This window comes from Streptomyces sp. NPDC026394 (assembly GCF_055567735.1).
The window spans coordinates 13,994-40,009 of record NZ_JBVHPX010000015.1 but is presented as its reverse complement, the minus strand read 5'-3'; the positions used below and the strand labels follow the sequence as shown (position 1 = coordinate 40,009).

Sequence of the window (26,016 nt, the reverse complement as noted above, 5' to 3'; positions counted from 1 at the left end):
TCGGCCCCAGGGTTCCGGCCTTTCGGTCCCAGGGTTCCGGGGCCGGCTTCCACCTTCGCCCGTCGGCCCGCCCGGCGCCATGGCCGTACGGGCAAGAGGGCCACGCATCCGGACACGCCCCGTGTGGACCGTGCACCCGGGGCCGCGGTCAGGGCCGTGATTCCGTACGGGAAGCGGTGGTCGAGCGGAAGGCCCTCCGGTAGGCGGAGGGGGTGGTGTCCAGGGTGACCCGCATGTGCTGACGCAGGTTCGTACCGCTTCCCAGACCGGTACGGGCGGCGATGTCGTCCACGGGCAGTTCCGTCGACTCCAGCAGGTAGCGGGCGTGCTTCAGGCGGGCGGACGTCAGCCAGTCCGCCGGTGACGTGCCGGTCTCCTGCCGGAACCGCCTGGTGAACGACCGCACGCTCATGTGGCAGTGCGCCGCGAGCTCCTTGAGGGACAGCCGCCGGTCCAGTTGCTCCGACATCAGCGCGCGTGCCGCGGCCGTCGACGTACCCGCGTCCTCCGCGACCGGATGGTCGATGTACTGGGCCTGTCCGCCGTCCCTCATGGGCGCGACGACGTTGTACCGGGCCACTTGATTGGCCACGGAGCTGCCGTGGTCCTCCCGGATCAGGTGCAGGCACAGGTCGATGGCCGCCGCGCCGCCGGCCGAGGTCAGCATCCCGCGGTCGGCGACGTAGAGCGGGTCGGTGTCCAGGGCGACCGACGGGAAGAGGCGCCGGAACTGTTCCGCGTAGCGCCAGTGCGTCGCGGCCCGGCGCCCCTCCAGCAGGCCGGCGGCCGCGAGTACGAACGACCCGGTGCACAGGGACACCATCCGGGCGCGACGCCCGGTGGCCGCGCGCAACGCGTCCGCGACACGGGGGTCCACCACGCCGTCGTCGAGCACGTCCGGGCAGCGGGTGCCCGCGACGATCACGGTGTCGGCGTGCTCCAGCAGGGACAGGTCGCCTTGGGGCATGACGCCGTACCCGTTCACCGTCGCCACCGTGGAGCCGTCCGGTGTGACGGCCCGCACCTCGTACGCCGCGTCTCCGGCCCGCGGGGTGACCATGGCGAGCATCTGGGCGGGGATGCTGAGGTCGAACGCGACCACGGGCGCGAGGGCGAGCACCGTCACCCGGTGCGGAGCTGCGACAGTCATGGCCCGATAGTTGCACATGCTGGCCCCCGGGCCACTTCTGTCGCTCTCGGAGTCCGGAGAAGCTGGTGCCGTCTCCTTTTCCGCACTCCCACCCGAAAGGTGGCGGCCCGTCATGACCGTTCCCGCTGTCGACCCCGAGATCCAGACGCTGCTCGACACCGCCGACACCGGCATCTTCCCCGTGTACGGCCTGGACGCCGTCCTCGCCGACCCCGAGCGGTACGCGTTGCTGCGGGAGCACCCCGACCTTCCCGCCGACGACCGGGTGCAGGTCCGGGACCTGTTCATCCCGGGGCCGGGCGGACAACTGCGCCTGCGCGTCTACCGGCCCGACACCCGCGACAGCCTGCCGATGATCCTTTACGTGCACGGCGGAGCCTTCACCTACGGATCCCCCGAGGCCGAGGAGGAGCGCTCCCTGCGGTACGCCCGGGACGTCGAAGCCGTCGTCGTCTCCGTCGACTACCGCCTCGCGCCCGAACACCCCTACCCGGCCGCGGCCGACGACGCCTACGCGGCCCTGACCTGGATCGCCGCCAACGCAGCGCAGATCGGCGGCGACCCGGAGCGCATCGCCGTCGCCGGCGGAAGCGCCGGCGGCAACATCGCGGCCTCCACCGTCCTGCGCGCCCGTGACCTCGACGGGCCGCACATCGTCTTCCAGGCGCTGACCTACCCGGGCGTGGACGGCGGCCTGACGAGCGCCTCGGTGCGCGAGTTCACCGACACCCCGGTCCTCAACCGGGCCGCGATGGAGCTGGCCTGGCGCTACTACGCGGAAGAGAGCCACCCCGAGCCGTACGCCTCCCCGATCCGGGCCGCCGACCTCGGCGGACTGCCGCCCGCCTACATCGCCGTGGCGGAGGTGGACCCGCTGCGCGACGAGGGCCGCGCCTACGCCGGGCGCCTCAGCGCCGCCGGGGTCACCACCGAACTGGTCCAGGTCCCGGGCGCCGTGCACGGCTTCGACCTGCTGTTCCCGAAGGCTCGGGTCAGCGAGCGCAGTCTGGCGGACCAGGTACGCGCCCTGCGCGAAGCCCTGCGCCCGTGACACCGGACTCGCCATCACCCCTGACCCGGGGCCTGCCACCGCCCCGGCCACCGGCCCCGACACCGGCCTGACCTCCCTCCCTCCCTCCGAACAAACCACCAAATTACGTAGCAAACCACCCCCTCCCCCTGAGACGATCCCCCCATGACCACACGCACCTTCGACGACCTGGTGGCCGAGGCGGAATCCGTATCCGTCGAAGGCTGGGACTTCTCCTGGCTGGACGGCCGGGCCACCGAGCAGCGCCCTTCCTGGGGGTACCAGCGCCGCCTGGGCGAGCGGCTGGCCCACGCCCGGGCGGCGCTGGACATCCAGACCGGCGGCGGCGAAGTCCTCGCGGGCGCCGGGCCGTTGCCGCCCGTCATGGCGGCCACCGAGTCCTGGCCGCCCAACGTCGCGAAGGCGACCGCGCTGCTGCACCCGCTCGGCGCGGTCGTCGTCGCCGACCCGGACGAGCCGCCGCTGCCCTTCGCCGACGGCGCCTTCGACCTCGTCACCAGCCGCCACCCGGCCACCGTGTGGTGGTCGGAGATCGCCCGGGTGCTGCGGCCCGGCGGCACGTACTTCGCCCAGCACGTCGGCCCGGCCAGCGTCTTCGAGCTGGTCGAGTACTTCCTCGGCCCGCAGCCCGAGGACGTACGGCGCCGGCGCCACCCCGACGACGAGAGCAGGGACGCCGAGGCCGCCGGTCTGGAGATCACCGACCTGCGCGCCGAAGCCCTCCGTACGGAGTTCCTCGACATCGGCGCGGTGGTCTACTTCCTGCGCAAGGTGATCTGGATGGTCCCGGGCTTCACGGTGGACCGCTACCGCGGCCGGCTGCGGGAACTGGACGAGAAGATCCGGGCGGAGGGCCCGTTCGTGGCCCACTCCACCCGTTTCCTCATCGAGGCCCGCAAGCCCGCCTGACCTCCCGCGGAGGCCGGCCGCCCCTCACGCCGGCTCCACCAGCTCCGCGTACTCCCGCCCCCACAGGTCCTCCGTACCGTCCGGCAGCACCAGCACCCGGTCGGGCCGGAGCGCCTCGACGGCGCCCGGGTCGTGGCTGACCATCACGATCGCGCCGGGGTAGGTGCCGACCGCGCCCAGCACCTCGTCCCGGGAGGCCGGGTCGAGGTTGTTGGTCGGCTCGTCCAGGAGCAGGACGTTGGCGCGCGAGTGGACCAGCCCGGCCAGCGCCAGCCGGGTCTTCTCGCCGCCGGAGAGCACCCGTACCGGCTTGTCCGCGTCGTCCCCGGAGAAGAGGAACGAGCCGAGGACGTGCCGGGCCTCGCCGTCGCTCAGATGCGGCGCCGCGGCGGCCAGGTTCTCCCGGACCGTACGGGCCGGGTCCAGCGTGTCGTGCTCCTGCGCGAAGTAGCCCAGCCGCAGGCCGTGCCCGGCGACGACCCGGCCCGCGTCGGGTGTCTCCCGCCCGGCCAGCAGCCGCAGCAGCGTCGTCTTGCCCGCCCCGTTGAGGCCGAGCACGACCAGCCGGCTCCCCCGGTCGACGGCCAGGTCCACGCCGTCCAGCACCCGGTGCTCCCCGTACGCCTTGGCCAGGCTCACGGCTCCCAGCGGCACCCGGCCGCACGGCGCGGGCTCGGGCAGCCGGATGCGCGCGGTCCGCGCACTGCGGCGCGTCGGCTCCAGCGCGGCCAGCAGCCGGTCGGCGCGGCGGGCCATGTTCTTCGCGGAGACGGCCGTCGCGACGTTCGCGCGCATCTTGTCGGCCTGGCTGTGCAGCGCCGCCGCCTTGCGCTCGGCGTTGGCGCGCTCCCGTGCCCGGCGGCGGTCGTCCGCCGCGCGCTGGGCGAGGTAGGCGTGCCACCCGGTGTTGTGCACGTCGAGGGCGGCCCGCGACGGGTCCACGTGGAACACCCGGTTGACGGTGTCGGCGAGCAGCCCGGTGTCGTGGCTGATCAGTACCAGGCCGCCCCGGTGAGCGGCCAGGTAGCCGCGCAGCCAGGCGACCGAGTCGGCGTCGAGGTGGTTGGTCGGCTCGTCCAGCAGCAGCGTGCCGTGTCCGGCGAACAGGATGCGGGCCAGCTCCACCCGCCGCCGCTGCCCGCCCGACAGCCCGCCCACCGGCTGACGCAGCACCCGCTCGGGCAGCCCCAACCCGTCCGCGACCCGCGCCGCCTCGGCCTCGGCCGCATACCCGCCAGACGCCTGGAAGGCGTCCTCGGCCCGCGCGTAAGCGGCCATCGCCTTCTCCTGCGTCCCCGGCCCCACGGCCGCGGCCAGCGCGTCCCCGGCCCGCCGCAGCTCCGCCGCGGCTCGGTCCAGCCCGCGCGCGGACAGGATGCGGTCGGTGACGGTGACGGCCGGGTCGGCCGCCCGGGAGTCCTGCGGCAGGTGGCCGAGACTCCCCGTACGCACGATCTCCCCGGCAGCCGGCGGCACCCGCCCCGCCAGGACGTCGAGCAGGGTCGTCTTCCCCGCCCCGTTACGGCCCACCAGACCGACACGGTCACCGGGCCCCACATGGAAGGACACACCGGACAGCAGAAGCCGGGCACCGACGCGCACGTCGGCACCACGAACGGTAATCATGATTTGACACTCCGGAACAGCTCAAGGACACACGGGTGGCGCGAAAGCGGGTGTCCGAGCTAGGAGATCCGGGGGGTCGACATGGTGGCGAGGGTAGAGGGTGGGGCGGGGAAGCGCACGCGATTTTCGGTGGCGGATCCGGAGGAGGGGCCGAACGCCTGGTCAGGCGGGTGCGGGGAATGCATCCCACCCCGCCGGCCCCCGCGGCATTTCCCGCGGGGGCCGGCGGGCGAGGCCCTGGCGTCACGTTTCGGCGGCTATCCAGGCGATGTGCCAGCCGTTCTTGGCGGCGTATTCGGGGTCGATGGGCTGGCGGTCGACGCGGCGGACGTAGATGCGGAAGCCGGTGGGGGTAGCGGCGTAGACCGTGTTTCCGCCGGTGGTCATCCACATGCGGTCGTCTCCGGTGAGGGCAGCGATATAGGCGGGGGTTTCGGTGAATTGCCCGGCGCTGGTGTCGACGTCGATGTAGATGCCGTCGCCATTGCGGTCGGGGTAGTTCTGCCAGCCTTCGCCGGGGGCGGTTTTGCCGGAGAGGAACGTGCCGTTCTGCATTGCCTGCTCCTGTCGCGTCCTCGTAGGAATGCGGGCCGGCGATCAACTGACCGGCGGCTAGGGCAGTTTGGGCCCGGACGTCACTGGCCAGCAAGGGCGTTCGACAACGTTGGCCAGATGTGGGGAGTGCGGGCCGGCGGCGGGCCCGCTGGCCGGAATGGAGGGTTGACCGGGGGGCGGGGCGGGCGTAACCGGCGGCGGTGGCGGGGGCATGATTCTTTTTTCCGGAGGGTTGACAGTCCCCTGCCGCCTCACAAACCTGGAACCCAGCCTTTCCGGCGGCCCCGGCACATCGACGCATGAGGAATTCGCGATCCGGGCCTCGCGATCACCATCTCTCCGGTTCCGCGGCGTACCGCGCCGCACCGGAGCAGCCGATACGGCCTCTGCGTCGAACGCCGACGACCTTTACGCGCCGCGCTCGCCGCACCTCTTCCCGGGCACGAGGCCGATGACGGGCTTGGAGCGGGTTATGGGGAACGTGGCGGACACGGCAGCGCGGGAGGACGTGCGGCCGGATACCGGAACGGCCGTGCGGACCGGTGCGGAAGGCGGCCGGGCCGCCGCGGGATACACCTTCCGGGCCGCCGCGGAATGGGCGGAATTCGGGGCGGTGCTCGACCTCGCGTACGGCGGACATCCGCACTCGCCGGCCCACAGCGCCGTGGTCGGCGCCCTCTTCGAACCGAAGCGTTCCCTCGTCGCGTGTTACGGCGGCCGCCCGTGTGCCACCCTCGCCGGGTACGCGCTGGAGATGACGCTGCCGGGCGGCCCGGCCCCCGTGGCCGGCATCGGGTACGTGGCGGTCGCGCCGCCGCACCGGCGCCGCGGGCTGATGCGCGAGCTGCTGCGACAGGCGCTCACCACGCTGCACGAGGAGCGGGCCGAGCCGGTCGCGGTCCTGCACTCGACCGAGCCGGGGATCTACGGGCGGTTCGGGTTCGGGCTCGCCTCCCAGGCCGTGGAGGTGTCCGTGCCGCCCGAGGCACGGGCTTTCACGGGGGAGGTGGCTGCCGCGGGGCTGACCCTGGACGTCGTCCCGCCCGACGAGGCGCACGCGGTCATAGCCGATGTCTACCGCGCCTGTCTGTCCCAGCGGCCCGGTCTGCTGCGCCGGGACGCCGCCTGGCAGCGCCGCGCCGTCGAGGACGAGCCGGACGGACGGCACGGCGCGGGCCGGCTGCTGTGCATGGTGGTCTCGGGGCCCGGCGGCGAAGCGCGCGCGTACGCGCTGTACCGGCTGCGGCCCGCCTGGGAGCGGTCCCGGCCGCGCTATGCCCTGTCGGTCCGGGAGGTGTTCGCGCGCGACCCGGCCGCGTACGCCTTCGTGTGGCGGGCGCTGCTGGACACCGACCTGGCCGGGACCGTCAGCGCTGCGTGCCGCCCGGTCGACGACCCGCTGCTGGCACTGCTCGACGATCCGCGCAGCGCCGCGCCGACCGTTCGTGATCAGTTGTACGCCCGTGCCGTGGACCTGGACCGCGCGCTGACCTCCCGTACGTACAGCGCGCCGGTGGATGTGGTGCTGGAGGTGCGGGACGTGATGTGTCCCTGGAACGAGGGGCGTTGGCGGCTGTGCGCGGAAGCCGGGGGCGGTGCCGTGTGTGCGCGGACGGGGGCCGCGGCCGATCTCGCGCTGGACGCCCGGGACGTCGGTGCGGTGCTGCTCGGCGGTGGTTCGCCGGTCCAGCTCGCGCTCGCGGGCCGGGTCGCGGAGCTGCGGCCGGGCGCGCTGCGCGCCGCCTCCGCCGCCTTCCGCCACGATCCGGCGCCGTTCTGTCCGACGGCCTTCTGAGGCCGGTGAGGTGACCGGCGGCCCGCGAGCCGCCGTCCCGCCGGCGGCAGGCCGCGCGGCGTCCCCGCGGGCCGAGGGAAGCCGCCGGTGACCGCACCACCCGTCTTCCTGCGAGGAGTCCCCCATGCCCGGACCCGGTTATGCCTTCTTCGGTGACGAGGAGCGCGACAACGTCCAGCAGGTGCTGGACGCTTGGGCGCGCACGACCGCCGCGCACTCCTACCCGCTCGGTGACCTCACCCAGACCCGGCTGTTCGAGCAGGCCGCGGCGCACCGGCTGGGCAGCCCGTACTGCCTGTCCGTGAACAGCGGCACGTCCGCGCTCCAGGCGGGCCTCGCGGCGCTCGGCATCGGACCCGGTGACGAGATCGTCGTGCCCGGATACATGTACGGCGCGTGCCTCGCCGCCGTGGCGTACAGCGGGGCGACGCCGGTACTGGCCGAGGTGGACGCCTCGCTGACCCTCGACCCCGACGACGTACGGCAGCGGATCACGCCGCGCACGAAGGCGCTGATGCCGGTGCACATGCTCGGCGCGGCCTGTGACATGGCGGCGTTGCGGCGGATCGCGGACGAGCACGGGCTGCTGGTGCTGGAGGACGCCGCGCAGGCGTGCGGCGGTACGTACCGGGGCCGGGCGCTGGGCACCTTCGGGCACGCGGGGGCCTTCTCCCTCAACATGTTCAAGGTGATCACGGGCGGGGACGGCGGGTTCCTGCTCACCGCCGACGAGCGGGTCTTCCAGCGGGCGTACGGCTTCCACGACCACGGCTGGTTCCCGTACCGCCGCGAGGACGGCCCCGGCGACCGGCTGTGGGGACTCAACCTGCGGATGACGGAGCTGACGGCGGCCGTGGCGCGCGCCCAGCTCGGCCGGCTGGACGCCGTGCTGGCCCGTACCCGGGAGCTGCGGGACGAACTGCTGGCGCAGATCCCCGTACGGGACGGGCTGGTCCGCCGCCCCCTGCACGACGCGGCGGGCGACTGCGCGACCCTCCTGGTCCACGTCTTCGACGAGCGGGCGGACGCCGAGGCCGTCGCGAAGCGGCTCGGCACCAAGACGCTGCTGCACTCGCCCAAGCACCACTACGGCGGCATGCCCGAACTGGCCGCGCTGGCCGCGCCGGACGGCTCCTCCTGCCCGTTCCGCCCGGCCGCCGAGTCCTGGCGGCGGGACGGCTGGCGGGCGGGTGCGCTGCCGCGCACCGACGACGTGCTGAGCCGGTCGCTGGCGCTGACCGTCGGCACCTCCGACACCTACCTGGGCGCCGACTTCGGGGTGAACGTCTTCAGCGGTACGGACGAGGTCGCCGAGGTCGCCGAACGGTTCCGCGAGACGGTCGCTGACGTGCTCGGCTGACCGGCCGAACCGTCCGATCCGCCGCTCCCCTCCCCCGGCCACCCACCGACCTAAGGACCGTCATGCCCGCGACCCGAACGTCCGCGCAGCTCACCGCCGTGGCCGCCAGGCCCCTGGTCAGCGTGGTGGTGCCGTGCTTCGACGAGGCGGCCGTCATCGGGGAGACGCACCGCCGGCTCCGCGCCGTACTGCGCGGCCTGCCGGAGTGCGAGTACGAGGTCGTGTACGTGGACGACGGCAGCCGGGACGGGACGTGGGACCGGCTCACGGCGCTCGCCGCCGCCGACGCGCGCATCCGGCTGGTGCGGCTGACCCGCAACTTCGGGCACCAGCCGGCCGTCCTCGCGGGCCTGCGCGAGGCGGCCGGGGACGCCGTGGTGACCATCGACGCCGACCTCCAGGACCCGCCCGGCCTCATCGCCGACATGGTCGAACGCTGGCGCGCGGGCTGGCCGGTGGTCTCCGCGCGGCGCTCCGGCCGGGAGGGCGAGACCCGCTTCAAGACCGGCACCGCGCACGTCTTCTACCGGCTGCTGGCGGCGGTCGCCGACCACCCCGTCAGCCTCGACACCGGCGACTTCCGGCTGCTGGACCGCGAAGTCGTCCGCACCCTCACGCTGCTCCCGGAGAGCGAGCTGTACCTGCGCGGCTCGGTGTGCTGGGCGGGCTTCCCGGAGACGAGCCTGGAGTACGGGCGGCGGCCGCGGCTCGCCGGCCGGACGAAGTACACGCTGCGCAAGATGGCGGGCCTGTCCCGGCGCGGCCTGCTCGCCTGCTCCTCGGCCCCGGCCCGGGTGCCCGCCGCCGTCGGCCTGGCCTGGCTCGGCGGGACGGCCGTGACCTCGGCCGTGCTGCGCCGCCCGGTGCCGCTGGCCGCGTGGACCTTCGGCTGCGAGGCGGTGCTGCTCGGGGTGCTGGGCGAGTACCTGCTGCTGGTCCACCGCGAGGTGCGCGGCAGGCCGCCGTACGTGGTCCTCCAGCGGTGGGCGGCCGGCGTCCCGGCACCGACGGGACTGACGGCCGACGACGTGACCGGGCCCCGGGAGGCATGGGCCGCCGGGAGCGCGCGGTGACGGCCGTTAACGGCGACCGGGAGGTACGGGACACGAGCCCCGGCGGCGCGGACTGGGACGTCATCGTCGTCGGCGCCGGATTCACCGGCCTGGCCGCCGCCCACGAACTCGGCCGCGCCGGGCTGCGCTGCCTGGTCCTGGAGGCGGACGACCACGTCGGCGGCCTCGCGGGCACCTTCACCGTCGGCGACCGGCAACTGGAGCGCTTCTACCACCACTGGTTCGCCTCCGACACAGACATCTTCCGGCTCTGCGCCGCCCTCGGCCGCGCCGACCTCGTCCAGCGCCACCACGGCCGCACCGGCTTCTACTACGCGGGCGGCATCCACCGCCTCTCCACCCCGCTCGACGTACTGCGCTTCGCGCCGCTGCCGCCCGCCGACCGGCTGCGCCTGGGCCGTTCCGTGCTGCGCGCGGGCCGGGTCCGGCACTGGCGCGAGCTGGAGGCGCTGACCGCCGAGGAATGGCTGGTCGGGCTGGGCGGGCGGCGGGTGTACGACCGGGTGTGGCGGCCGTTGCTGGAAGGCAAGTTCGGCCCGTACGCGCCCGAGGTCGGTGCCACCTGGATGTGGACCAAGCTGCATCTGCGGGGCGGCAGCCGCAGCCGGTCGGGCCGCGAGGTGCTGCACTACCTGCGCGGGGGCTGCGGCGCCCTGCTGGACGCCTGGCTGCCCCGGCTGGCCGGGCTGGGCGTACGGATACGGACCGGCAGCCCGGTGACGGAGGTGCTGACCGGGCCGGAGGGCGTACGCGGCGTGCGCTGCGGTGGTGAAGTGACGCGCGCCCCGCGCACGCTGGTGACCTGCGCCCCCGGGCCCGCCGCCGCGCTGCTCGACCGGTCGGCACACCCCGCCGCCCCGGCCCTGCGCCGCCGCCTCACGGCGATCCCGTACCTGGCCAACCTCTGTCTGGTGCTGGAGAACGACCGGCCGCTGTCGGACACGTACTGGCTCAACGTCACCGACCCGCACTTCCCGTACGTCGGCGTCATCGAGCACACCAACCTCGACGCCCCGGAACACTACGGCGGGCGGCACCTCGTCTACCTGTCCACGTACCTGCCGGCGGACGCCGCGCTGTACCGGATGAGCGACCCGGAGGTCTTCCGGTACAGCCTTCCGCACCTGCGGCGGATGTTCCCGGCGTTCCGCGCGGAGTGGGTGCGCGCCCACCACGTCTGGCGCGCCCGGTACGCGCAGCCGGTCATCACCCGGCACTACTCGCGGACCGTGCCCGGCGTCGAGAACGCCGTACCCGGCCTCTACCTCGCCGGAATGGCCCAGGTCTTCCCCGAGGACCGGGGCACCAACTACGCGCTGCGGGGCGGGCAGCGCGCCGGACGGCTGATCGCCGACCGCGTCCGTACGGCGGAGCGCCGCACGGGCGGCACCGCCCCCGCCCCTGCCCACACCACCCATCGGACCGGAGCGGACCATGTCTGAGCTGTTCAGCGTCGACGACTGCGAGCGGATGCCCGCCCACCAGGTGCACGACCTCTACCGGCAGTACGTCAGCCGCGCCCAGGTCTCCCTGCTCGGCTCCTTCGGCTTCGGCCAGGACCTGGTCGACCACGCCGAGGGCTGCTGGATCACCCTGCGCGACGGGCGGCGCATCCTGGACTTCACCGGCGGGATCGGTGTCCTCAACCACGGCCACAACCACCCCCGGCTGCTCGCCGCGCGCCGCCGCTTCGCCGACCGGCGCGCCATGGAGGTCCACAAGAACTTCCTGTCCCCGTACGTCGCCGCACTCAGCCACAACCTGGCCCGGCTGCTCCCCGGCGACCTGAACCTCAGCTACTTCCCCAACTCCGGTGCGGAGGCCGTCGAAGGCGCCGTGAAGCTCGCCTTCAAGTACCACCGGGGCCACCGCGGCACCGTGCTGCACAGCGACATCTCCTTCCACGGCAAGCTCCTCGGCGCGGGCAGCCTCACCGCCTCCCCCGAGGTCGGCTTCCCCTATCCCGGACTGCCCGGCACCGACCACTTCGCCTACGACGACCTGGAGTCCTTCGCCCTCGCCCTGGAACGGCACCGCACCGGGGACGGCGGAAGCGACGTGTACGCGGTGGTGCTGGAGCCGTTCAGCGCGTCGAGCGTGCGCGAGTGCTCGGCGGAGTTCCTGTACGAGGCGCGCCGGCTGTGCACGGAACGGGACATCGTGCTGGTCTTCGACGAGGTGTACACCGGCTGGGGACGGACCGGCACGCTCTTCCACTTCATGCGCCACCCCGGCCTGCTGCCCGACGTCCTGACCACCTCGAAGTCGTTCGGCGGCGGCAAGGCGTCCATCTCCGGCTACGTCGCGCGCGAGCCGGTATTCCGCGCCGCGTACGACAACCTCGCCGACGCGACCCTGCACAGCACCACCTACTACGGCTTCGGCGAGGAGACCGCGACCGCGCTGGAAGCCGTCGCCATCGCCGTCGAGGACGACTACCCGGCGCGCGCCGTGCGGATCGGCGAGCGGCTGGGCGGCGGCCTCGCCGACCTCGCCGCCCGCCACCGCTCCCTGGTGTCCGGCACCTGCGGGCGGGGCGCACTGCACGGCCTGTTCCTCAACGACGGCAACCCCGCACTGGACCGGCTGCTGCGCCTGGTCCCCTCCTCCTTCGCCCGGGATCCGCGGGCCCGCCGCAAGCTCGTCACAGCCGCCGTGATCGCCTCTCTCTACCGCGACTTCGGCGTCCTGGCCTACTACGGCTCCAACCACGGCCTGCCGCTCATCGCCTCGCCGCCGCTGGTCGCCGGGGAGACCGAGGTCGAGGTGTTCCTCCAGGCGCTGGACTCGGTGCTGGAGCAGGGGGCCGGACGACTGCTGGGCCGCTTCGCCAAGGACGTACTGGCGCAGCATGTGCCCATGCGGGGCAAGGACGCCAGGGAGCAGGCGGTGGCGCGGTGAGCGGCGCGCGCGCACGGCACGGCAGCCGGATGGCGCGGGCACTGCGCGCCAGCGGTCTGCCGCGTCTGTGGGCGGCCCGCTACCCGGCACTCGCCGGGCCCCTCGCGAGCGCGCGCGCCGCCGCGCATGTCAGCGGCTCGCTGGAGCGGCTGCCGAGGCCCTACCGAGTCGGCGCCGAGGTCGCGCTGCGCGTCGCCGGGCTGGTTCCGGCGCGGAGTTCCGCACCCGCCGCCGGGTACGACCGGCTCGCGCGGCTCCCCGGCTTCGGCCGCTTCCTCGCCGTCACCGACGCCCTCGCGCTGTACGGCGCACTGGACGGAGCACCGGACAGCGCACGGGACGGTGAGCCGGACACATGACCCGCCGCCGTGCACCGTCCCGCACCGTCCCCTGTGACGCCCTGGTCATCGGCTCCGGCGCTGGCGGCGCGGTCGCCGCGCTGGAACTGGCGCGGGCCGGTCACCGTACCGTCGTCCTGGAGGAAGGGCCCCGGACGAGCACCGCCCGGATAGCCGCCTCGGCGCCCGCCGAGAACCTGCGCCGCCTCTACCGCGACGCCGGACTCACCCCGCTCTTCGGCAGCCCGGTCGTCCCGTACGGCGAGGGCCGTTGCGTGGGCGGCAGCACGGTCGTCAACGGCGGGGTCCTGTGGGCACCGCCGGACGAGCTGCTGCAACGCTGGGCGCGGGTGATGGGCACCACCGACTACCGCGCCGGCCGGCTGGCGGAGCACATCCGTACGGTGTCCGAGCGTCTCGGCGTCGGCGAGCAGCCGCACGGCGACGGCAACGCGGACTCCCGGCTGCTGGCCACCGCCGCCGACGACCTGAACTGGCGCTGGGCCGCCGCCAGAAGAGCTGCCCCCGGCTGCCGGCACCGCAACCGCTGCCCGACCGGCTGCCCGAGTGGCGCCAAGCGCAGCATGCTCGTCAGCTACCTGCCGGAGGCCGAGCGGTACGGCGCCCGGATCGAACCCGGGACGCGGGCCGTCCTGCTCCGGCACGACGGCCGGACCGTACACGGCGTGACGGCCCTCAGCGGACCGGACGGACCGGATGATCCGGGCGGGACGCACAGCCCGGACGGCCGCACCCGCATCGACTACCGCCCGCGCACGGTCTTCCTCGCCGCCGGGGCCGTCGGCAGCGCCCTCCTCCTCCAGCGCAGCGGCATCCACCGCCGCCGGGCCGGACGCGCCATGGGGTTCCACGTCAATTTCCGTCTGGCGGCCCGTTTCGCGGACCCGCTGCACGCCGTGCGGGGCACCATCTTCACCGCGCAGGTGCGGGAGTTCGACGAGCTGGGCATCCACCTGATGCCCGCCAACCTCACCGCCGGATCACTGGCGGCGGCCCTCGCCGGACACGGCCCGGCGGTGCTCGACGCGCTGCTGGCGGACCTGGGCAGAGTCGCCGTGTACACGGTGCAGGTACGGATGAGCGGTCGCGTCGCCGTGCGCCACCTCGGGGGCGGGGCGCGGTTCCTGCGCCATCGGATCACCCCGTACGACCACGGCCTGCTGCGCTTCGCGCTCGGCCGGGCGGCACGGCTGCTGTTCCGGGCGGGGGCCGTGGAGCTGTACCCGCCGTGCCCGGGTGTGCTGCGCTCGGACCGTACGGCGCAGGAGTTCGCCGCCCGGTCGGACCCGCGCGGCTGGGACCTGGTCTCCGTCCACGCCATGGCGTCCTGCCCGATGGGGCGGCCCGCGCTCGGCGGGGTGTGCGACCAGGACGGCCGACCGTACGGTTTCACCAATCTCCGGCTGTGCGACGCGTCGGTGCTGCCGGGGCCGTCCGGTATCAGCCCCCAGGGCACGGTCATGGCCTTCGCGCACGAGATCGTCGCCCGCCACCTCTCCTCCGCACCACAGGTCCCCACGAGGAGGCACTGTGACAGCGACACCACCCCCTGACGCCCCTGACGCCACCGACGCCGCGGGGCGCCCGCGCGGCCTGCTGCGCCCGGCCGGGCCCGTCCTGGACTGCGACATCGCCGTACTCGGCTCCGGCATGGGCGGCGCGACCCTCGCGTACGCGCTGCGCGGCACCGGCGCACGGGTCCTGGTCGTGGAGCGCGGCGACTTCCTGCCGCGGGAATGGCAGAACTGGTCGGCGCCCGACGTCTTCACCGCCGCGCGCTACCGCAACGCCGAACCCTGGTACGACGCCACGGCCGGCCGGTACTTCTCCCCCGGCGTGCACTACTACGTCGGCGGCAACACCAAGGTCTTCGGCGCCACCCTGCCGCGCTTCCGCGAGGCCGACTTCGGGCCGCTGGAGCACGCCGAAGGCATCTCGCCCGGCTGGCCGTTCCCGTACGGCGCGCTCGAACCGCACTACGCGCACGCCGAACGCCTCTACCGGGTGCACGGCACCCGCGCCGCCGACCCGACCGACCCGTGGCGCTCCGGCGACTACCCCTGGCCGGCCGTCCCCCACGAACCCGCGGTCGCCGCGCTCGCCGAGTCGCTGCGCGACCAGGGCCTGACCCCGTTCACCCTGCCCACCGGCGTCGACCTCCGGGAGGACGGGCGGTGCCTGCGCTGCGGCACCTGCGACGGCTTCCCCTGCCTGGTCGAGGCCAAGAGCGACGCCGACGTGTGCGCGCTGCGGCCCGCGCTGGCCTCGGGCAACGTCTCGCTGCTCACCCGGGCCACGGTCACCCGGCTGGTGACCGGCGCGTCCGGACGGCGGGTCACCGAGGCGCTGGCCCGGTACGAGGGCCGTGAGCTGCGTATCCGCGCGGACCGGTACGTCCTGGCCTGCGGCGCCGTCAACACGGCCGCGCTGCTGCTGCGTTCGGAGCCCGGCTCCTTGCGTACGGGACCGGTACGGACCACCGGTCTGGCGAACGGGTCCGGACAGGCCGGGCGCAACTACATGGTGCACAACAGCACCTTCCTCATGGCCGTCGACCCGCGCCACGCCAACGACGTGGTGTTCCAGAAGACGCTGGGCGTCAACGACTGGTACCTGGGCGACGGCTCGCACGGGCCCCTGGGCAACATCCAGGCCCTGGGCAAGCTGCGTCCCCCGTCGGCGGGCGGACTGTGGCCCCGGACACCGCGCCCGCTGCTCGCCGCCGCCACCCGGCGCAGCGTCGACCTGTACCTCACCAGCGAGGACCTGCCGGTGCCGGAGAACCGGGTGGCCGTCGGCCCCGGGGGCCGGACCGAGGTGCACTGGCGGCCGGGGAACCTGCCGCCGCACCGCCGACTGACGCGCCGCGCCGTACAGATGATGCGGCGTGCGGGCTTCCCCCTGGTCCGCACCCGGCGGTTGGGCATCGCGGTCAACTCGCACCAGTGCGGCACGGCGGTGGCCGGGTCCGACCCGGCGGCCAGCGTCGTCGACCCGGGGTGCAAGGCCCACGAGCTGGACAACCTGTGGATCGCGGACAGCTCCTGGTTCCCGTCGTCGGCCGCGGTCAACCCGGCGCTGACGATCGCCGCCAACGCGCTGCGCATCGCGCCGGACGTGGCGGGGGCTCCGGAGGTTCCGGAGGAGACGTACGAAGTCCCCACGGCCGACGCTCGCCGCGAAGCCGGTGCCATCCGCGCCTCCGACGCGGGGCGCGGCGGCGGCCCCGGGGACGGAGGGACCGCGGGCACATGATCGTCGACCACGCCTACGAACTGATCACCGACGACGTCTTCCTGCGCCTGCCCGGACTGCTGCCGCACGCCGAACTCTTCCTCAAACTGGAAGGGCTCAACCCGGCCGGATCGGTCAAGCTCAAGACCGCCACCGGCCTGGTCGAGGACGCCGAACGCCGTGGCCTGCTGCGCCCCGGCGGCTCCCTGATCGAGTCCTCCTCCGGCAACCTGGGCATCGCCCTGAGCGCCGTCTGCGCGGCCAAGGGCTACACCTTCACCTGCGTCACCGACCCGCACGTACCGCGGCAGAGCGTCGCGCTGATGCGCGCGTTCGGTGCCCATGTGTGCGTCGTGGACACCCCCGACGGCAACGGCGGCTATCTCGGCAGCCGGATCGCCCTGATCCGCAGCGCCCTGGACCTCGACCCGTCCCTGACCTGGCTCAACCAGTACGCCAACGCCGCCAACCCGGCCGTGCACGCGACCCGCACCGCCGCCGCCGTGCTGCGCGAGATCCGCACCGTGGACTACCTCTTCGTCGGCGCCGGCACCACCGGCACCGTCATGGGCTGCGCCGCGCACTTCCGCCGCTGCTCGCCCCGGACCACCGTGGTCGCCGTGGACGCCGAGGGCTCGGTGACCTTCGGCGGACCGCCCGGCACCCGCCGCATACCGGGCCTGGGCACCAGCCGGGTGCCGGAACTCTGCCGTCCGCGCGCCGTGCACCGGGTGGTCGCCGTACCCGAACGGGACGCCGTACGGATGTGCCGCCGCCTCGCCCGCTCCCACGGCCTGGCCGTCGGCGGCTCCACCGGCTCCGTGCTCTGCGCCGTCCTGCGGCTGCGGTCCGGCATCCCGCCGGGCGCCCGCGTGGTGGCGCTCTCCGCCGACCTCGGGGACCGCTACCTGGACACCGTGTACGACGACGTCTGGGTCACCGAGCACTTCGGCGCCGCGACGACCGGCCGCCCCCGGATGCCCGGCACCGCGCAGTCCGCCCCAGAGGAGGTGCGTTGAATGAACCCGCCCGCCGACGCCGTCCCGGCCCCCGCCGCCGCCCCGGCCTCCGCCACGCACGCCGCCCCGGAGGACGCCGACGGCCTCCAGGACCTGTACTGGCCCCCCGTCCACCCCTTCCGCTCCCTCGACCCCGCGCTCGTCCGCTTCCTGGCCGCTCCCCCGCCCGCCCAGGCCGCGCACCTCGCCCGCCTGCGCGCCGACCCCGAGGCCCACGGCCGCTTCCTCCACGACCACCTGGCCACCCTCTACGCCCACTCCTTCGGCTACCGCGACGGCCCGGCCGCCCACGCCCCCGACGACGACCTGGAGATCGCCCTGTACGCGGCGCGCACCCGGCTGGAGCACGAGTTCCTGACGTACGGCTGCGCCCCCGGGCCCGTACCGGCCCTGCCGACCCAGGAAGCGGCCGCCGACCACCTGGAAGCGCTGGCCGCCGACAACCCCGGCGCCTCCCACCCCCTCTTCCGCTTCCTCGCCGCCGACGCCACCCGCGAGCAGATCGAGTACTTCCTGCGCTGTGAACTGATCCGCAACGAAGTCGTGGACGACGAGGTCGCCCTGCTCGTCGTCGGCCTCCAGGGACAGCAGAAGGCCGTCGCGGCGGCCAACCTGTGGGACGAGTGCGGACGCGGGCGGCTGGAGAACTTCCACACGTACTGGCTGCGCCGCCAGCTCGGCTCCCCCGCCGGGTGGGAAGCGCTGGCCCGGTACCGCCGCGCCCACCCCTGGTTCGCCAAGCCGACCTCGAACCTGTTCGCCGCGCTGCTGCTGCGCCCGGCGCGCGTGCAGGCCGCATACGGCTGCTTCCTCGTCTTCGAAAGCTGGGTCGAGCCGCACTTCACCCTCCTCCTGGAGGGAATGACGCGGGTGGGCATCCACGACGACGCCACCCGCGTGTACTACACCGCCCACACCCGCATCGATCCCCGCCACAGCCGGGAACTGTGCGACGGGCTGCGCGCCCAGCGCCCCCGCCTCACACCCCCGGAGGTACGGGCTGCCCTGTACGGGGCGCACCTCGCGGTCGACACGGGCGTGCGGCAGTACGACCGTATCCGGCGTCACTTGGAGACCATGGGCTCGCGGAGCGAACGCGCGCCGCGGCCCCAGGACCACTGAGGCCGGCTGCGATCGGAGGAAGCATGACGGACCCGGACCGGAGCGCCCACCAGCAGGCGGGGGCGGCCGACGCCGTACTGACCCTGCCCGGCACGATCCTCACCCCACCGGGACCCGGCCGGGTGAACGGCGGGCCCGGCGGGCCCGGTGGCTGCACCCTCGGCCTCGACATCGGCGGCACCTTCGTCAAGTCCGCGCTGGTCGCCGCCGACGGCACGGTCCGGCACGAGAGCCGCTGCCCGACCCGGAGCGCGGACGGCCCCGACGCCGTCCTGGGCGCCGTCCTCGACCACGCCGCCGAGGCCCTGGCCGTGGCCCGCGACGCGGGCGAGGACGTCCGCGCGGTGGGCATCGCCTCCTGCGGGCTGGTGGACGAGGACGCGGGCACCGTCGTGTTCTCCGCCTCCATCCAGTGGCGCGACCTGCCGCTGCGGCGGCTGGCGGCCGAGCGCCTCGGCCTGCCGGTCGCCCTCGGGCACGACGTACGCTCCGGCGGCCTCGCCGAAGCGCGGCTGGGCGCCGGGCGCGGCCACCGGGTCGTCCTGTTCGTGCCCGTCGGTACGGGGGTGGGCGGCGCGCTGCTGCTGGACGGGAAGCCGTTCCCGGGCAGCCACTGGCGCTCGGCGGAGGTCGGGCACGTCGTCACCCGGCCGGACGGCGACGCGTGCCCGTGCGGCCAGCGCGGCTGCCTGGACACCATCGCGGGCGGCGTCGCCGTGGCCCGCCGCTACAACCAGCGGTGCGGCGCCCTGCCCCCGGTCTCCGGCGCCGAGGAGGTGGCGCGGCGCGCGGCGGCCGGCGACCCGGTGGCCGTACAGGTGTGGGAGGAGGCGGCCGACGCGATGGCCCGGACGCTGCTGGCGGCGGTCACGCTCTTCGACCCGGCCGTCCTGGTGCTGGGCGGCGGGCTCAGCCAGGCGGGTGAGCAGTTGCGTGCGCCGCTGCGGCGCGGCCTCGAACAGCGGGCCGCCTTCCAGGCGCTGCCCGACCTCGTCTTCGCCCGGCTGGGTGAACGGGCGGGCCGGATCGGCGCCGGACTGCTGGCCTGGGACCTCCTCCACGCCCACGAAGGCGTACGGACATGAGCGTCCACGGCCGGGCACAAGCGGTCGTGTCCGTGCCCGTACGCGGGCACAGCCCGCCCCAGCCGCACACCCGCGTCGGCTGCCGACCCGGCCCTGACCGGCCGTGCGGCCCCCGCTGACCAGGTCTGCCCGCGGCGCGGCGGACGCGGGGGAAACGGGCATGTACACCGCAGTGGGCGCGGCGGACCGTCCCCGAGGGCCGTCCATCGGGTTCGCTTTCCCCCGCCGGGTTCTCCTCCCCTGAAAGGGTCCCGACCATGAAGCACCCCGTCTCCGGCGCCGGCCCCTCCGGTTCCGGAGCCCCCCGCCCCACCGCCGCCCCGGAATCCGCCGGAACCGGCCCCCACGCCGGGCCCGGCGGCCAGGCCCACCACCTCGTCGAGGGCCGCACCGTCGACGCCGTGCCGGAGACCGAACGGCACGGCCGCCCGCGCGACCTGTTCGCCGTCTGGTTCGCCGCCAACATCAGCCCGCTGACCATCGTCTCCGGCACCATCGCCCCGCTCGTCTTCGGCCTCGGCCTGTGGCCCGCCGTCGCCGCCGTGACCCTCGGCAACCTGCTCGGCGGTTTCCTGATGGCGCTGCACGCGGCGCAGGGCCCGCGGCTCGGGGTTCCCCAGATGATCCAGAGCCGCGGCCAGTTCGGCAGCCACGGTTCGCTGCTCGTCACGCTCGTGGTCGTCTTCATGTACGCGGGCTGGTTCGCGTCCAACCTGGTCATCGCCGGGCAGGCGCTGAACCGGTCGGTGCCCGCCGTGGCCACCTCCGGCTGGCTGGTGCTGTGCGCGCTGGCCGGGCTGGTCGTCGCGGTCGTCGGCTACCGCCTGATCCACCGGGTCGGGCGCTGGGCCACCGTCGTCACCCTCGCGCTGCTCGCCCTGTGCGCCGTACGGGTGTTCATGGCCCCCGGCGTCCTCGAACGCGCCACGAACGCCACCGGCTTCACCCTCTCCGGCTTCGTCGGCATGACCGCGATCGGCATCCTGCTCCAGATCACCTACGCCCCGTACGTCTCGGACTACACCCGCTACATGCCCGCACACGCCGCGTCCCGCCGCTCCACCCTGTGGTTCACCTACTGGGGCAGCGTCCTGGGCAGCGTGCTGCCGATGTTCCTCGGCATCGTGATGGCCCTGGCGGTGGCCGACGACGCGATCGCCGGACTGGACACCGTCCTCGGCGGCACCCTGTCCGCGGTCGTCCTGTGCTCCTTCGCCGTCATCGTCGTCCACGTCAACTCGATGAACCTGTACGGCACTTCCCTGTGCCTGGTGACCGCCGCCCAGACGTTCCGGCACGACTGGCTGCCGGGCCGACCGGCCCGTACGGCGCTGATCGCGGGACCGCTCGCCCTCGGCCTGACGCTGGCCCTCGCCTTCCAGGACACCTTCCTCGCCTCGTACACCGACTTCCTGGCGATCCTCCAGTACGTCCTGATCCCGTGGACCGCCATCAACCTCGTCGACTACTACCTGATCCGGCGCGGCCACTACCACGTACCGTCCTTCTTCGCCCCCGGCGGCGGCGTGTACGGACGCGTCAACGGCCCGGCCGTCCTGGTCTACGCCGTCAGCTTCGCGCTGGAGATCCCCTTCATGCACACCTCGGCCTACACCGGGCCGGTCGCCGCGGCCCTCGACGGGATAGACCTCTCCTGGGCCGTGGGCCTGCTGATCCCCGGCGTCGCGTACTGGCTCATCGCCCGCCGCCGCACCGCGCCCGACACCCTCGCCACCACGGCCCCCGCCCACGCCCTCCCCCAGGAAGGCTCCTGACCATGTCCACCACCCCCGACTTACGTGCCGAGGCGGCCCGCCTCCTGCACACCAACCGCTACCTCACCCTCGGGACCGCCGGACCCGACGGCACCCCCTGGGCCGTCCCCGTCACCTATGCCTGGGACGACGCGGACCACTTCTACTGGTGGTCCGCGTCGGACGCGGCGCACTCCCGCAACATCGCGGCCAACCCCGCCGTCTCGGTCCTGGTCTTCGACTCCCAGGTGTCCGACGCCGAGGCGCAGGCCCTCTACGGGGAAGGCACCGCCCACGCCCTCGCCCCGGCCGACCTGCCGACGGCCCTCGCGGTCTTCTACGCCCGCCGCTACCCCGACCCCGCCGTCCGCGCCCGCAAGGCCCGCCAACCCGCCGAGTTCCAGGGCGGCTCCCCCAAGCGCTTCTACTGCGCCACCGTCCACGCCTACTCGGCCCTCACCCCCGACCCCCACCCGGTCCACGGCACCACGGTGCCCCACCGGGTCACCTTTCCGTTCACCACGGCGTGGGCGAAGGCGTACGAACCGGGGTGAGACGGCGATCCGGGCCGGCGGTCTCAGGACGACGCGAACGGGCAGCTCCTCAGAGGCACTTACGCCGCCAGGCAAGCAGTCCCACGAGTGCGATCGGCCCGAGGACGGCGGCCTTGACGGCCAGCTTCGTCGACAGCCACGCGAACCAGGGGACCCACAGCCCCCACCACCAGGCCAGCAACAGGGCCAGGCCCACCACCAGAACGGCACACACCACGGACACCGTGATGCGGGCCGCCCGGTTGCCGAGCTGCTCCGCACGCTCCCCCTCGCTCATGAGGGTGATTCTAAGGATGAGAAGTGACCGGCGGCGGGCTCAGGTGGCGATCTTGCCAAGGATGTCCGGATGGTGTCGGCCGTGCCCCGTAGCCGCTTCGTAGGCGGCACCGACCCGCAGGACGGCCAGGTCGGCGCGCGGCGGGCCGACGATCTGGAGGCCCACCGGGAGGCCGTCCGGGGTGAAGCCCGCCGGTACGGACAGGGCGGGCACGCCCAGTACGGACACGAAGTAGGCCGACCGCATCCAGTCGATGTAGGTGTGCTGCGGCTCCCCCGCGACCGTGGCCGGATACTCCGCCGCCGCGTCGAACGGCGCGACCTGGGACACCGGCGCCAGCAGCACGTCGTACCGGGTGAAGAAGTCGACGGCGCTCAGATGCAGCCGCGCGCGGCAGGCCGTCGCGCGGGCCAGGTCGGGGCCGGTCAGGCGGCGGCCCTGCTCGATGTTCCACGCGAGGCTCGGTTTCAGGGCTTCGCGGGACGCGTCGAGCGCAGCGCCGAGCGCGAGGTCGAAGTGGTGGGCCCGCAGGATGCGGAACACGTCGTCGGCCCCGTCCAGGTCCGGGCAGTCCGCCTCGACCCGGCAGCCCAGTTGCCGGAACACCTCCGCCTGCGGCTCCAGCACCTCCCGCACCTCGGCGTCGACCGGCACCCGGCCGCCCAGATCGGGCGTCCAGGCCACGCGCAGCCCGGCGAGGTCACGCTCCAGCGGCTCCCGGAACGGCTCCCCCGGTCCCTCCAGACTCACCGGGCACCGCGGATCGGGCCCCGCCATGACCGAGAGCAGCAGCGCGGCGTCGACGACCGTACGGGCCATCGGGCCGGGCACGGTCAGCGTGTCCCACGGATTCCACGCCGGGTACGACGGCACCCGGCCGGGGGTGGGGCGCAGCCCGACGACGTTGCAGAACGAGGCGGGGTTGCGCAGCGAACCGCCCATGTCGGAGCCGTCGGCGAGGGGTTGCAGCCCGGCGGCCAGCGCGGCCGCCGCACCGCCGCTGCTGCCACCCGCCGAGCGGGTGAGGTCGTACGGGTTGCGGGTCACACCGAAGACGGGGTTGAAGGTGTGCGAACCGGCGCCGAACTCCGGCACGTTGGTCTTTGCGATGCGGATCGCCCCGGCGGCCTGGATGCGCTGGACGAGCAGTTCGTCCTCGTCGGGGACGCTGTCCGCGCGCAGCGGCGAGCCGTACGTGGTGCGCATGCCGCGGGTGAGGTGGGTGTCCTTGAAGGCGATGGGCAGCCCGTGCAGGGGCCCGGCCGTCCCGCCGCGCGCCAGGTGCTCGTCGGCGGCCGCGGCGGCCGCCATCGCGCCTTCGGGATCGAGGGAGACGAGGGCGTTCACGCGTGGGTTGACGCGCTCGATGCGGTCCAGGTGGGCCTGTACGACCTCCCGCGCGGACACCTCGCGGCGGCGGATGCGGGCGGCCAGGTCGGTGGCGTCGGTGTAGGTGAGGCCGGTGATGTCGGCGTCGGTACCGGTGAGGCCGGTGGCGGCGGAAGTGCGGCCGGTGCCGGTGTCGGCGGCGTCGGTGAGGTCGTTGTCACCACTCATACCCGCAACCCAACACCGTCCATCAGCGCACCCACCACCCCCCGGGCCCGCCCGACGGCTTCCTCGTCGCCCGTCCGCAGGCCGCGCGCCCACACCTCCACGGCGTCCAGCGCGGCCAGCGCCGGCAGCGCGTACCGCTCCGCGTCCGTCAGCTCCCGCCCGTAACCGCGCAGGAAGGCGGCGCGCAGGGCCGGATCACGCAGGCACGCGCCGTACGCCACCCGTACGAGATCCTCCGCCGCGCACCCCAGCCGCGCCTGCGCGAACCCGGCGAGCGCCAGGCGGCGGCCCGCCGCGTCCCAGAGGAAGTGGTGCTCGCCGACATCGCCGTGCAGGAAGCCCGCGGGCAGCGGCGGGAGCAGGTGGAGCACCGCGGCCCGGTCCAGGACGAACCGCCGCTCCGCCGCGTCGAGCACCCCCGCGTCCGTCAACTGCGCCACCTGCTCCTCGGCGGCGGCGTGCCGGCCGGCGGCCCACCGGTCCGCGCCGCCCACCGGGCCCGCCGCGCCCGCCGGGCCGCACACGTCGTGCAGTCGGCGCAGCAGCCCGCCCGCCTGCCGGTACAGCTCCGTACGGTCGGCACGGCCGGGCGCGGAAGCGGGCAGACCGGACCCCGGCGCGGCGGTGAGCAGCAGCGCGAGGCGGCCCGGGTCGCTGTCGACGAGGACCGGCGCGTGCGCGTGGCCGAGGGCGGGGACGGCGTGCCGGTACGCGTGCGTCTCACGCGTGTAGCGGTCCGGCGTCGGCGCCACCTTGAGGAAGAACCGGGCCGCGTCCGCGCGCGTCAGCTCCCACACCCGCGCGCCGGCCCGCTGCCGCGAGACGTCGCGGACCTCGGTGATCTCACCGCCGGCCCGGCTGCGGGCCCAGGCGGCGACGGGGTTCGGGACGGTTGGCACAGTTCCTCCTCGGTTGACGCCGGTTCGGACGGGTGCTCGCAGAACGAGGCCCGCGGACCGTCCGTCACGGTCCCACGCGGGCGCCCTCTCGGTCGAAAGTTCGACCGGCCCGTCAACGCGCGACCCGGCACGGGTCGCGCGCGGCACGGTTCACCCGGCCGTGGCCGGCCACCCGATCCGGGGATTGCGGACAGCCGACGGGCTGCCGAATGGCCGGAAGTCGGCAGCGTCGGAACGGTCACCACCCTACGGAGTTGTACAGTTGCGCAATCCAGCAACTTAATCAGCGCTGCGCGGGAGCGCACCGATCCGCCGGGGGGATCCCATGCCAGGCACCGACTCCCTACGGACCGAGGTGGCCGCCGCCTTCGCGCACGCCCTCGGCCAGGCACTCGACTCCCCGGAGGTCAGGGAGGCGATGCGCCGCGTCCCGGGAACCGCCGGCCGGGAACAGTTGCGCACCCAGGCCCACCGGGCACGCGACGCCCTCTGCGCCGCGGCGGCACCCGAGTACGAGACGTACGCCCGGCTACGCTCCGCGCACGGCGCGCCGCCCGACGAGACACACCCACGGTCCCGTACGGCCGCGGACTCCGGCGGCGGCCTGCTGCCCGCCCTCGCCGTCCTGGTACCGAGCCTGGGAGCGGTGGCCGCCGTCCTCTTCCTCGCGATCGGCTTCGGCATGCGGCTCGTCGGCTTCCACCGGCAGTTCGCCGACGAGCTGGTGTACGCGGGCTGGCTCGCCGCGGGCATCGCGGCGGCGGCGACCGTGGCCGGACTGGCCTGGATGCTGGTGACCGCGGCCCGCAACCGCTCGGCGACGACCGCGGACGGCGGCCCGGCCCCGGGTCCTGGCGCCGATGCCGGTACCGGTGCGCGGGACCTGGAGTCCGAGGTGGCGCGGGCCCGCGCGGCCTGGCAGCGCGCGCTGCTGGAGCGCGGCGTCCTGCCGTTCCTGCTGGACCGTATCCGCGCCCAAGAGGAAGAGGCCCGTACCGCCCCGACAGCAGCACCGGCGCCCCGCGCCCGTACCCGGCCCGGCTACTCCGCTCCCGAATACGGCAGCCCGGAATACGCCAGCCCCGAGTACGCCAGCCCCGGCTACGGCAGGCCCGCCTACGGAAGCCCGGCGTACGAAAGCCCGGACCGCCAGGAGCGGTAGCTCTGCTCCCGGGGCGGCCCGGACCCGCCGGGACCGTCGCTGCGCGGCTACGCGGTGATGGAGAACGCGGCATTCCGGGCCGCGGCGTGCCCGGTCGCCTCTACTGTCGCGTCATGGATTTCGACCGGGGTGACTCGAACTGGGAACTGATGCTGGTGCAGCGTCCCACCGGCACACACCTCTCGCAGTCGAGCACCCCGGGCGGAAAGAGCCCGCTGGCGCTGGACGACGACAACAAGCTCGTCACGCACGCCGTGCTGTTCGACGGGACCAAGACGGCTCTGGTGATCCTCGGCGCGGGCGTCGCACTGGGGGCCGCTGCGGTGAAGGCCGCGCCGTACGTCAAAAGCGGACTGACCAGTCTCAAGTCGAAGCTGAGGCGCCGGCCGGAGGAGACCGCCGACATCGAGCCCCCGCTCGCCTCACGGTCGTCGCGGAGGCCGGGCCGGAGCAGCCTGACGTCCCACGGCTGCGCGCTGTCCGACCGTCAGACCTCGTCACGGCGCTCGGGGCGGGGCCGGACCGGTGCCCGGCCGCACGGCACGGGGATCCAGAACTCGTAGCGGTTCACCCC

Annotated in this window: 23 protein-coding genes; 17 read left to right on the top strand and 6 right to left on the bottom strand. The window is 74.4% G+C overall.

The features are described 5' to 3' along the window. Positions 1–148: 148 nt before the first annotated feature. Positions 149–1,150 (bottom strand): GlxA family transcriptional regulator, encoded by a 1,002-nt coding sequence (locus ACZ4QV_RS29240; protein ID WP_361878858.1) that lies wholly within the window; start codon positions 1,148–1,150, stop codon positions 149–151. A gap of 112 nt (positions 1,151–1,262) precedes the next feature. On the opposite strand from ACZ4QV_RS29240, the gene ACZ4QV_RS29235 reads away from it, so the two are divergent. Then, positions 1,263–2,201 (top strand): alpha/beta hydrolase, encoded by a 939-nt coding sequence (locus ACZ4QV_RS29235; protein ID WP_361155361.1) that lies wholly within the window; start codon positions 1,263–1,265, stop codon positions 2,199–2,201. A 144-nt stretch (positions 2,202–2,345) separates the two neighbouring features. Beyond that, the gene (locus ACZ4QV_RS29230) at positions 2,346–3,110 is read left to right on the top strand and encodes a class I SAM-dependent methyltransferase (protein ID WP_361155360.1); all 765 of its coding nucleotides are present in this window, start codon (positions 2,346–2,348) and stop codon (positions 3,108–3,110) included. A gap of 24 nt (positions 3,111–3,134) precedes the next feature. Here the strand turns inward: ACZ4QV_RS29230 and ACZ4QV_RS29225 are convergent, their stop codons facing one another. Next, positions 3,135–4,736: an ABC-F family ATP-binding cassette domain-containing protein gene (locus ACZ4QV_RS29225; protein ID WP_467763592.1), complete on the bottom strand. Its 1,602-nt coding sequence runs from the start codon at positions 4,734–4,736 to the stop codon at positions 3,135–3,137. 243 nt (positions 4,737–4,979) lie between these two features. Beyond that, positions 4,980–5,291, bottom strand: coding sequence for a hypothetical protein (locus ACZ4QV_RS29220; RefSeq protein WP_361155356.1), 312 nt, complete (start codon positions 5,289–5,291; stop codon positions 4,980–4,982). A gap of 472 nt (positions 5,292–5,763) precedes the next feature. Between ACZ4QV_RS29220 and ACZ4QV_RS29215 the strand changes: the two genes are divergently transcribed. The 13 genes from ACZ4QV_RS29215 (at position 5,764) to ACZ4QV_RS29155 (ending at position 21,547) form a co-directional block, all read left to right on the top strand. Next, positions 5,764–7,086, top strand: a complete 1,323-nt coding sequence (locus ACZ4QV_RS29215) for a GNAT family N-acetyltransferase (protein ID WP_361634459.1) — start codon at positions 5,764–5,766, stop codon at positions 7,084–7,086. A gap of 124 nt (positions 7,087–7,210) precedes the next feature. Further along, a complete protein-coding gene (locus ACZ4QV_RS29210) occupies positions 7,211–8,446 on the top strand; it encodes a DegT/DnrJ/EryC1/StrS family aminotransferase (protein ID WP_361155352.1) in 1,236 nt (411 codons plus the stop codon). A 62-nt stretch (positions 8,447–8,508) separates the two neighbouring features. Continuing rightward, complete coding sequence (locus tag ACZ4QV_RS29205; protein WP_361614405.1) at positions 8,509–9,519, top strand: glycosyltransferase family 2 protein; 1,011 nt, start codon at positions 8,509–8,511, stop codon at positions 9,517–9,519. Continuing rightward, positions 9,516–10,961 carry an NAD(P)/FAD-dependent oxidoreductase gene (locus ACZ4QV_RS29200; protein WP_361588002.1) on the top strand — a complete coding sequence of 482 codons (1,446 nt, stop codon included), beginning with the start codon at positions 9,516–9,518 and terminating at the stop codon, positions 10,959–10,961. The genes ACZ4QV_RS29205 and ACZ4QV_RS29200 overlap by 4 nt, the downstream gene beginning before the upstream one ends. Beyond that, a complete protein-coding gene (locus tag ACZ4QV_RS29195; RefSeq protein ID WP_361155347.1) occupies positions 10,954–12,420 on the top strand; it encodes an aspartate aminotransferase family protein in 1,467 nt (488 codons plus the stop codon). The genes ACZ4QV_RS29200 and ACZ4QV_RS29195 overlap by 8 nt, the downstream gene beginning before the upstream one ends. Then, complete coding sequence (locus ACZ4QV_RS29190) at positions 12,417–12,779, top strand: hypothetical protein (protein WP_361587998.1); 363 nt, start codon at positions 12,417–12,419, stop codon at positions 12,777–12,779. The genes ACZ4QV_RS29195 and ACZ4QV_RS29190 overlap by 4 nt, the downstream gene beginning before the upstream one ends. Continuing rightward, complete coding sequence (locus tag ACZ4QV_RS29185; RefSeq protein WP_361614407.1) at positions 12,776–14,332, top strand: GMC family oxidoreductase N-terminal domain-containing protein; 1,557 nt, start codon at positions 12,776–12,778, stop codon at positions 14,330–14,332. The genes ACZ4QV_RS29190 and ACZ4QV_RS29185 overlap by 4 nt, the downstream gene beginning before the upstream one ends. Then, positions 14,310–16,034 carry a GMC family oxidoreductase gene (locus ACZ4QV_RS29180; protein WP_361155342.1) on the top strand — a complete coding sequence of 575 codons (1,725 nt, stop codon included), beginning with the start codon at positions 14,310–14,312 and terminating at the stop codon, positions 16,032–16,034. Before ACZ4QV_RS29185 ends, ACZ4QV_RS29180 begins: the two co-directional genes overlap by 23 nt. Continuing rightward, the gene (sbnA, locus tag ACZ4QV_RS29175; protein WP_361614411.1) at positions 16,031–17,032 is read left to right on the top strand and encodes a 2,3-diaminopropionate biosynthesis protein SbnA; all 1,002 of its coding nucleotides are present in this window, start codon (positions 16,031–16,033) and stop codon (positions 17,030–17,032) included. Before ACZ4QV_RS29180 ends, sbnA begins: the two co-directional genes overlap by 4 nt. Further along, entirely contained in the window at positions 17,033–18,154 is a 1,122-nt protein-coding gene (locus ACZ4QV_RS29170) for an iron-containing redox enzyme family protein (RefSeq protein WP_467763591.1), read from the top strand. A gap of 23 nt (positions 18,155–18,177) precedes the next feature. Further along, on the top strand, positions 18,178–19,239 hold the full coding sequence (locus tag ACZ4QV_RS29165) for an ROK family protein (RefSeq protein WP_361614416.1): 1,062 nt from the start codon (positions 18,178–18,180) through the stop codon (positions 19,237–19,239). A 257-nt stretch (positions 19,240–19,496) separates the two neighbouring features. Beyond that, positions 19,497–21,014: a purine-cytosine permease family protein gene (locus tag ACZ4QV_RS29160; RefSeq protein ID WP_361587989.1), complete on the top strand. Its 1,518-nt coding sequence runs from the start codon at positions 19,497–19,499 to the stop codon at positions 21,012–21,014. Positions 21,015–21,016: 2 nt separating this feature from the next. Next, the gene (locus ACZ4QV_RS29155) at positions 21,017–21,547 is read left to right on the top strand and encodes a pyridoxamine 5'-phosphate oxidase family protein (protein WP_361155332.1); all 531 of its coding nucleotides are present in this window, start codon (positions 21,017–21,019) and stop codon (positions 21,545–21,547) included. A 49-nt stretch (positions 21,548–21,596) separates the two neighbouring features. On the opposite strand, the gene ACZ4QV_RS29150 is transcribed toward ACZ4QV_RS29155, so the two are convergent. Genes ACZ4QV_RS29150 through ACZ4QV_RS29140 form a run of 3 tightly spaced genes read right to left on the bottom strand, consistent with a single transcriptional unit; the run spans position 21,597 to position 24,280 of the window. Continuing rightward, complete coding sequence (locus tag ACZ4QV_RS29150) at positions 21,597–21,824, bottom strand: hypothetical protein (RefSeq protein ID WP_361587987.1); 228 nt, start codon at positions 21,822–21,824, stop codon at positions 21,597–21,599. A gap of 39 nt (positions 21,825–21,863) precedes the next feature. Beyond that, entirely contained in the window at positions 21,864–23,381 is a 1,518-nt protein-coding gene (locus ACZ4QV_RS29145; RefSeq protein ID WP_361587985.1) for an amidase, read from the bottom strand. After that, entirely contained in the window at positions 23,378–24,280 is a 903-nt protein-coding gene (locus ACZ4QV_RS29140) for an aminoglycoside phosphotransferase family protein (RefSeq protein ID WP_361587983.1), read from the bottom strand. Before ACZ4QV_RS29140 ends, ACZ4QV_RS29145 begins: the two co-directional genes overlap by 4 nt. A 325-nt stretch (positions 24,281–24,605) precedes the next feature. Between ACZ4QV_RS29140 and ACZ4QV_RS29135 the strand changes: the two genes are divergently transcribed. Both ACZ4QV_RS29135 and ACZ4QV_RS29130 read left to right on the top strand, forming a co-directional pair. Then, complete coding sequence (locus ACZ4QV_RS29135) at positions 24,606–25,442, top strand: hypothetical protein (protein WP_361587981.1); 837 nt, start codon at positions 24,606–24,608, stop codon at positions 25,440–25,442. Positions 25,443–25,555: 113 nt separating this feature from the next. Beyond that, positions 25,556–26,005, top strand: a complete 450-nt coding sequence (locus ACZ4QV_RS29130; RefSeq protein ID WP_361155323.1) for a hypothetical protein — start codon at positions 25,556–25,558, stop codon at positions 26,003–26,005. Positions 26,006–26,016 lie beyond the last annotated feature (11 nt).

What these genes read in the sequence shown, in the direction of transcription:
- ACZ4QV_RS29240 (WP_361878858.1), bottom strand. Translation starts at nt 1,150, where the DNA reads ATGACTGTCGCAGCTCCGCACCGGGTGACGGTGCTCGCCCTCGCGCCC.
- ACZ4QV_RS29235 (WP_361155361.1), top strand. Translation starts at nt 1,263, where the DNA reads ATGACCGTTCCCGCTGTCGACCCCGAGATCCAGACGCTGCTCGACACC.
- ACZ4QV_RS29230 (WP_361155360.1), top strand. Translation starts at nt 2,346, where the DNA reads ATGACCACACGCACCTTCGACGACCTGGTGGCCGAGGCGGAATCCGTA.
- ACZ4QV_RS29225 (WP_467763592.1), bottom strand. Translation starts at nt 4,736, where the DNA reads ATGATTACCGTTCGTGGTGCCGACGTGCGCGTCGGTGCCCGGCTTCTG.
- ACZ4QV_RS29220 (WP_361155356.1), bottom strand. Translation starts at nt 5,291, where the DNA reads ATGCAGAACGGCACGTTCCTCTCCGGCAAAACCGCCCCCGGCGAAGGC.
- ACZ4QV_RS29215 (WP_361634459.1), top strand. Translation starts at nt 5,764, where the DNA reads ATGGGGAACGTGGCGGACACGGCAGCGCGGGAGGACGTGCGGCCGGAT.
- ACZ4QV_RS29210 (WP_361155352.1), top strand. Translation starts at nt 7,211, where the DNA reads ATGCCCGGACCCGGTTATGCCTTCTTCGGTGACGAGGAGCGCGACAAC.
- ACZ4QV_RS29205 (WP_361614405.1), top strand. Translation starts at nt 8,509, where the DNA reads ATGCCCGCGACCCGAACGTCCGCGCAGCTCACCGCCGTGGCCGCCAGG.
- ACZ4QV_RS29195 (WP_361155347.1), top strand. Translation starts at nt 10,954, where the DNA reads ATGTCTGAGCTGTTCAGCGTCGACGACTGCGAGCGGATGCCCGCCCAC.
- ACZ4QV_RS29185 (WP_361614407.1), top strand. Translation starts at nt 12,776, where the DNA reads ATGACCCGCCGCCGTGCACCGTCCCGCACCGTCCCCTGTGACGCCCTG.
- sbnA (WP_361614411.1), top strand. Translation starts at nt 16,031, where the DNA reads ATGATCGTCGACCACGCCTACGAACTGATCACCGACGACGTCTTCCTG.
- ACZ4QV_RS29170 (WP_467763591.1), top strand. Translation starts at nt 17,033, where the DNA reads ATGAACCCGCCCGCCGACGCCGTCCCGGCCCCCGCCGCCGCCCCGGCC.
- ACZ4QV_RS29165 (WP_361614416.1), top strand. Translation starts at nt 18,178, where the DNA reads ATGACGGACCCGGACCGGAGCGCCCACCAGCAGGCGGGGGCGGCCGAC.
- ACZ4QV_RS29160 (WP_361587989.1), top strand. Translation starts at nt 19,497, where the DNA reads ATGAAGCACCCCGTCTCCGGCGCCGGCCCCTCCGGTTCCGGAGCCCCC.
- ACZ4QV_RS29155 (WP_361155332.1), top strand. Translation starts at nt 21,017, where the DNA reads ATGTCCACCACCCCCGACTTACGTGCCGAGGCGGCCCGCCTCCTGCAC.
- ACZ4QV_RS29150 (WP_361587987.1), bottom strand. Translation starts at nt 21,824, where the DNA reads ATGAGCGAGGGGGAGCGTGCGGAGCAGCTCGGCAACCGGGCGGCCCGC.
- ACZ4QV_RS29145 (WP_361587985.1), bottom strand. Translation starts at nt 23,381, where the DNA reads ATGAGTGGTGACAACGACCTCACCGACGCCGCCGACACCGGCACCGGC.
- ACZ4QV_RS29135 (WP_361587981.1), top strand. Translation starts at nt 24,606, where the DNA reads ATGCCAGGCACCGACTCCCTACGGACCGAGGTGGCCGCCGCCTTCGCG.
- ACZ4QV_RS29130 (WP_361155323.1), top strand. Translation starts at nt 25,556, where the DNA reads ATGGATTTCGACCGGGGTGACTCGAACTGGGAACTGATGCTGGTGCAG.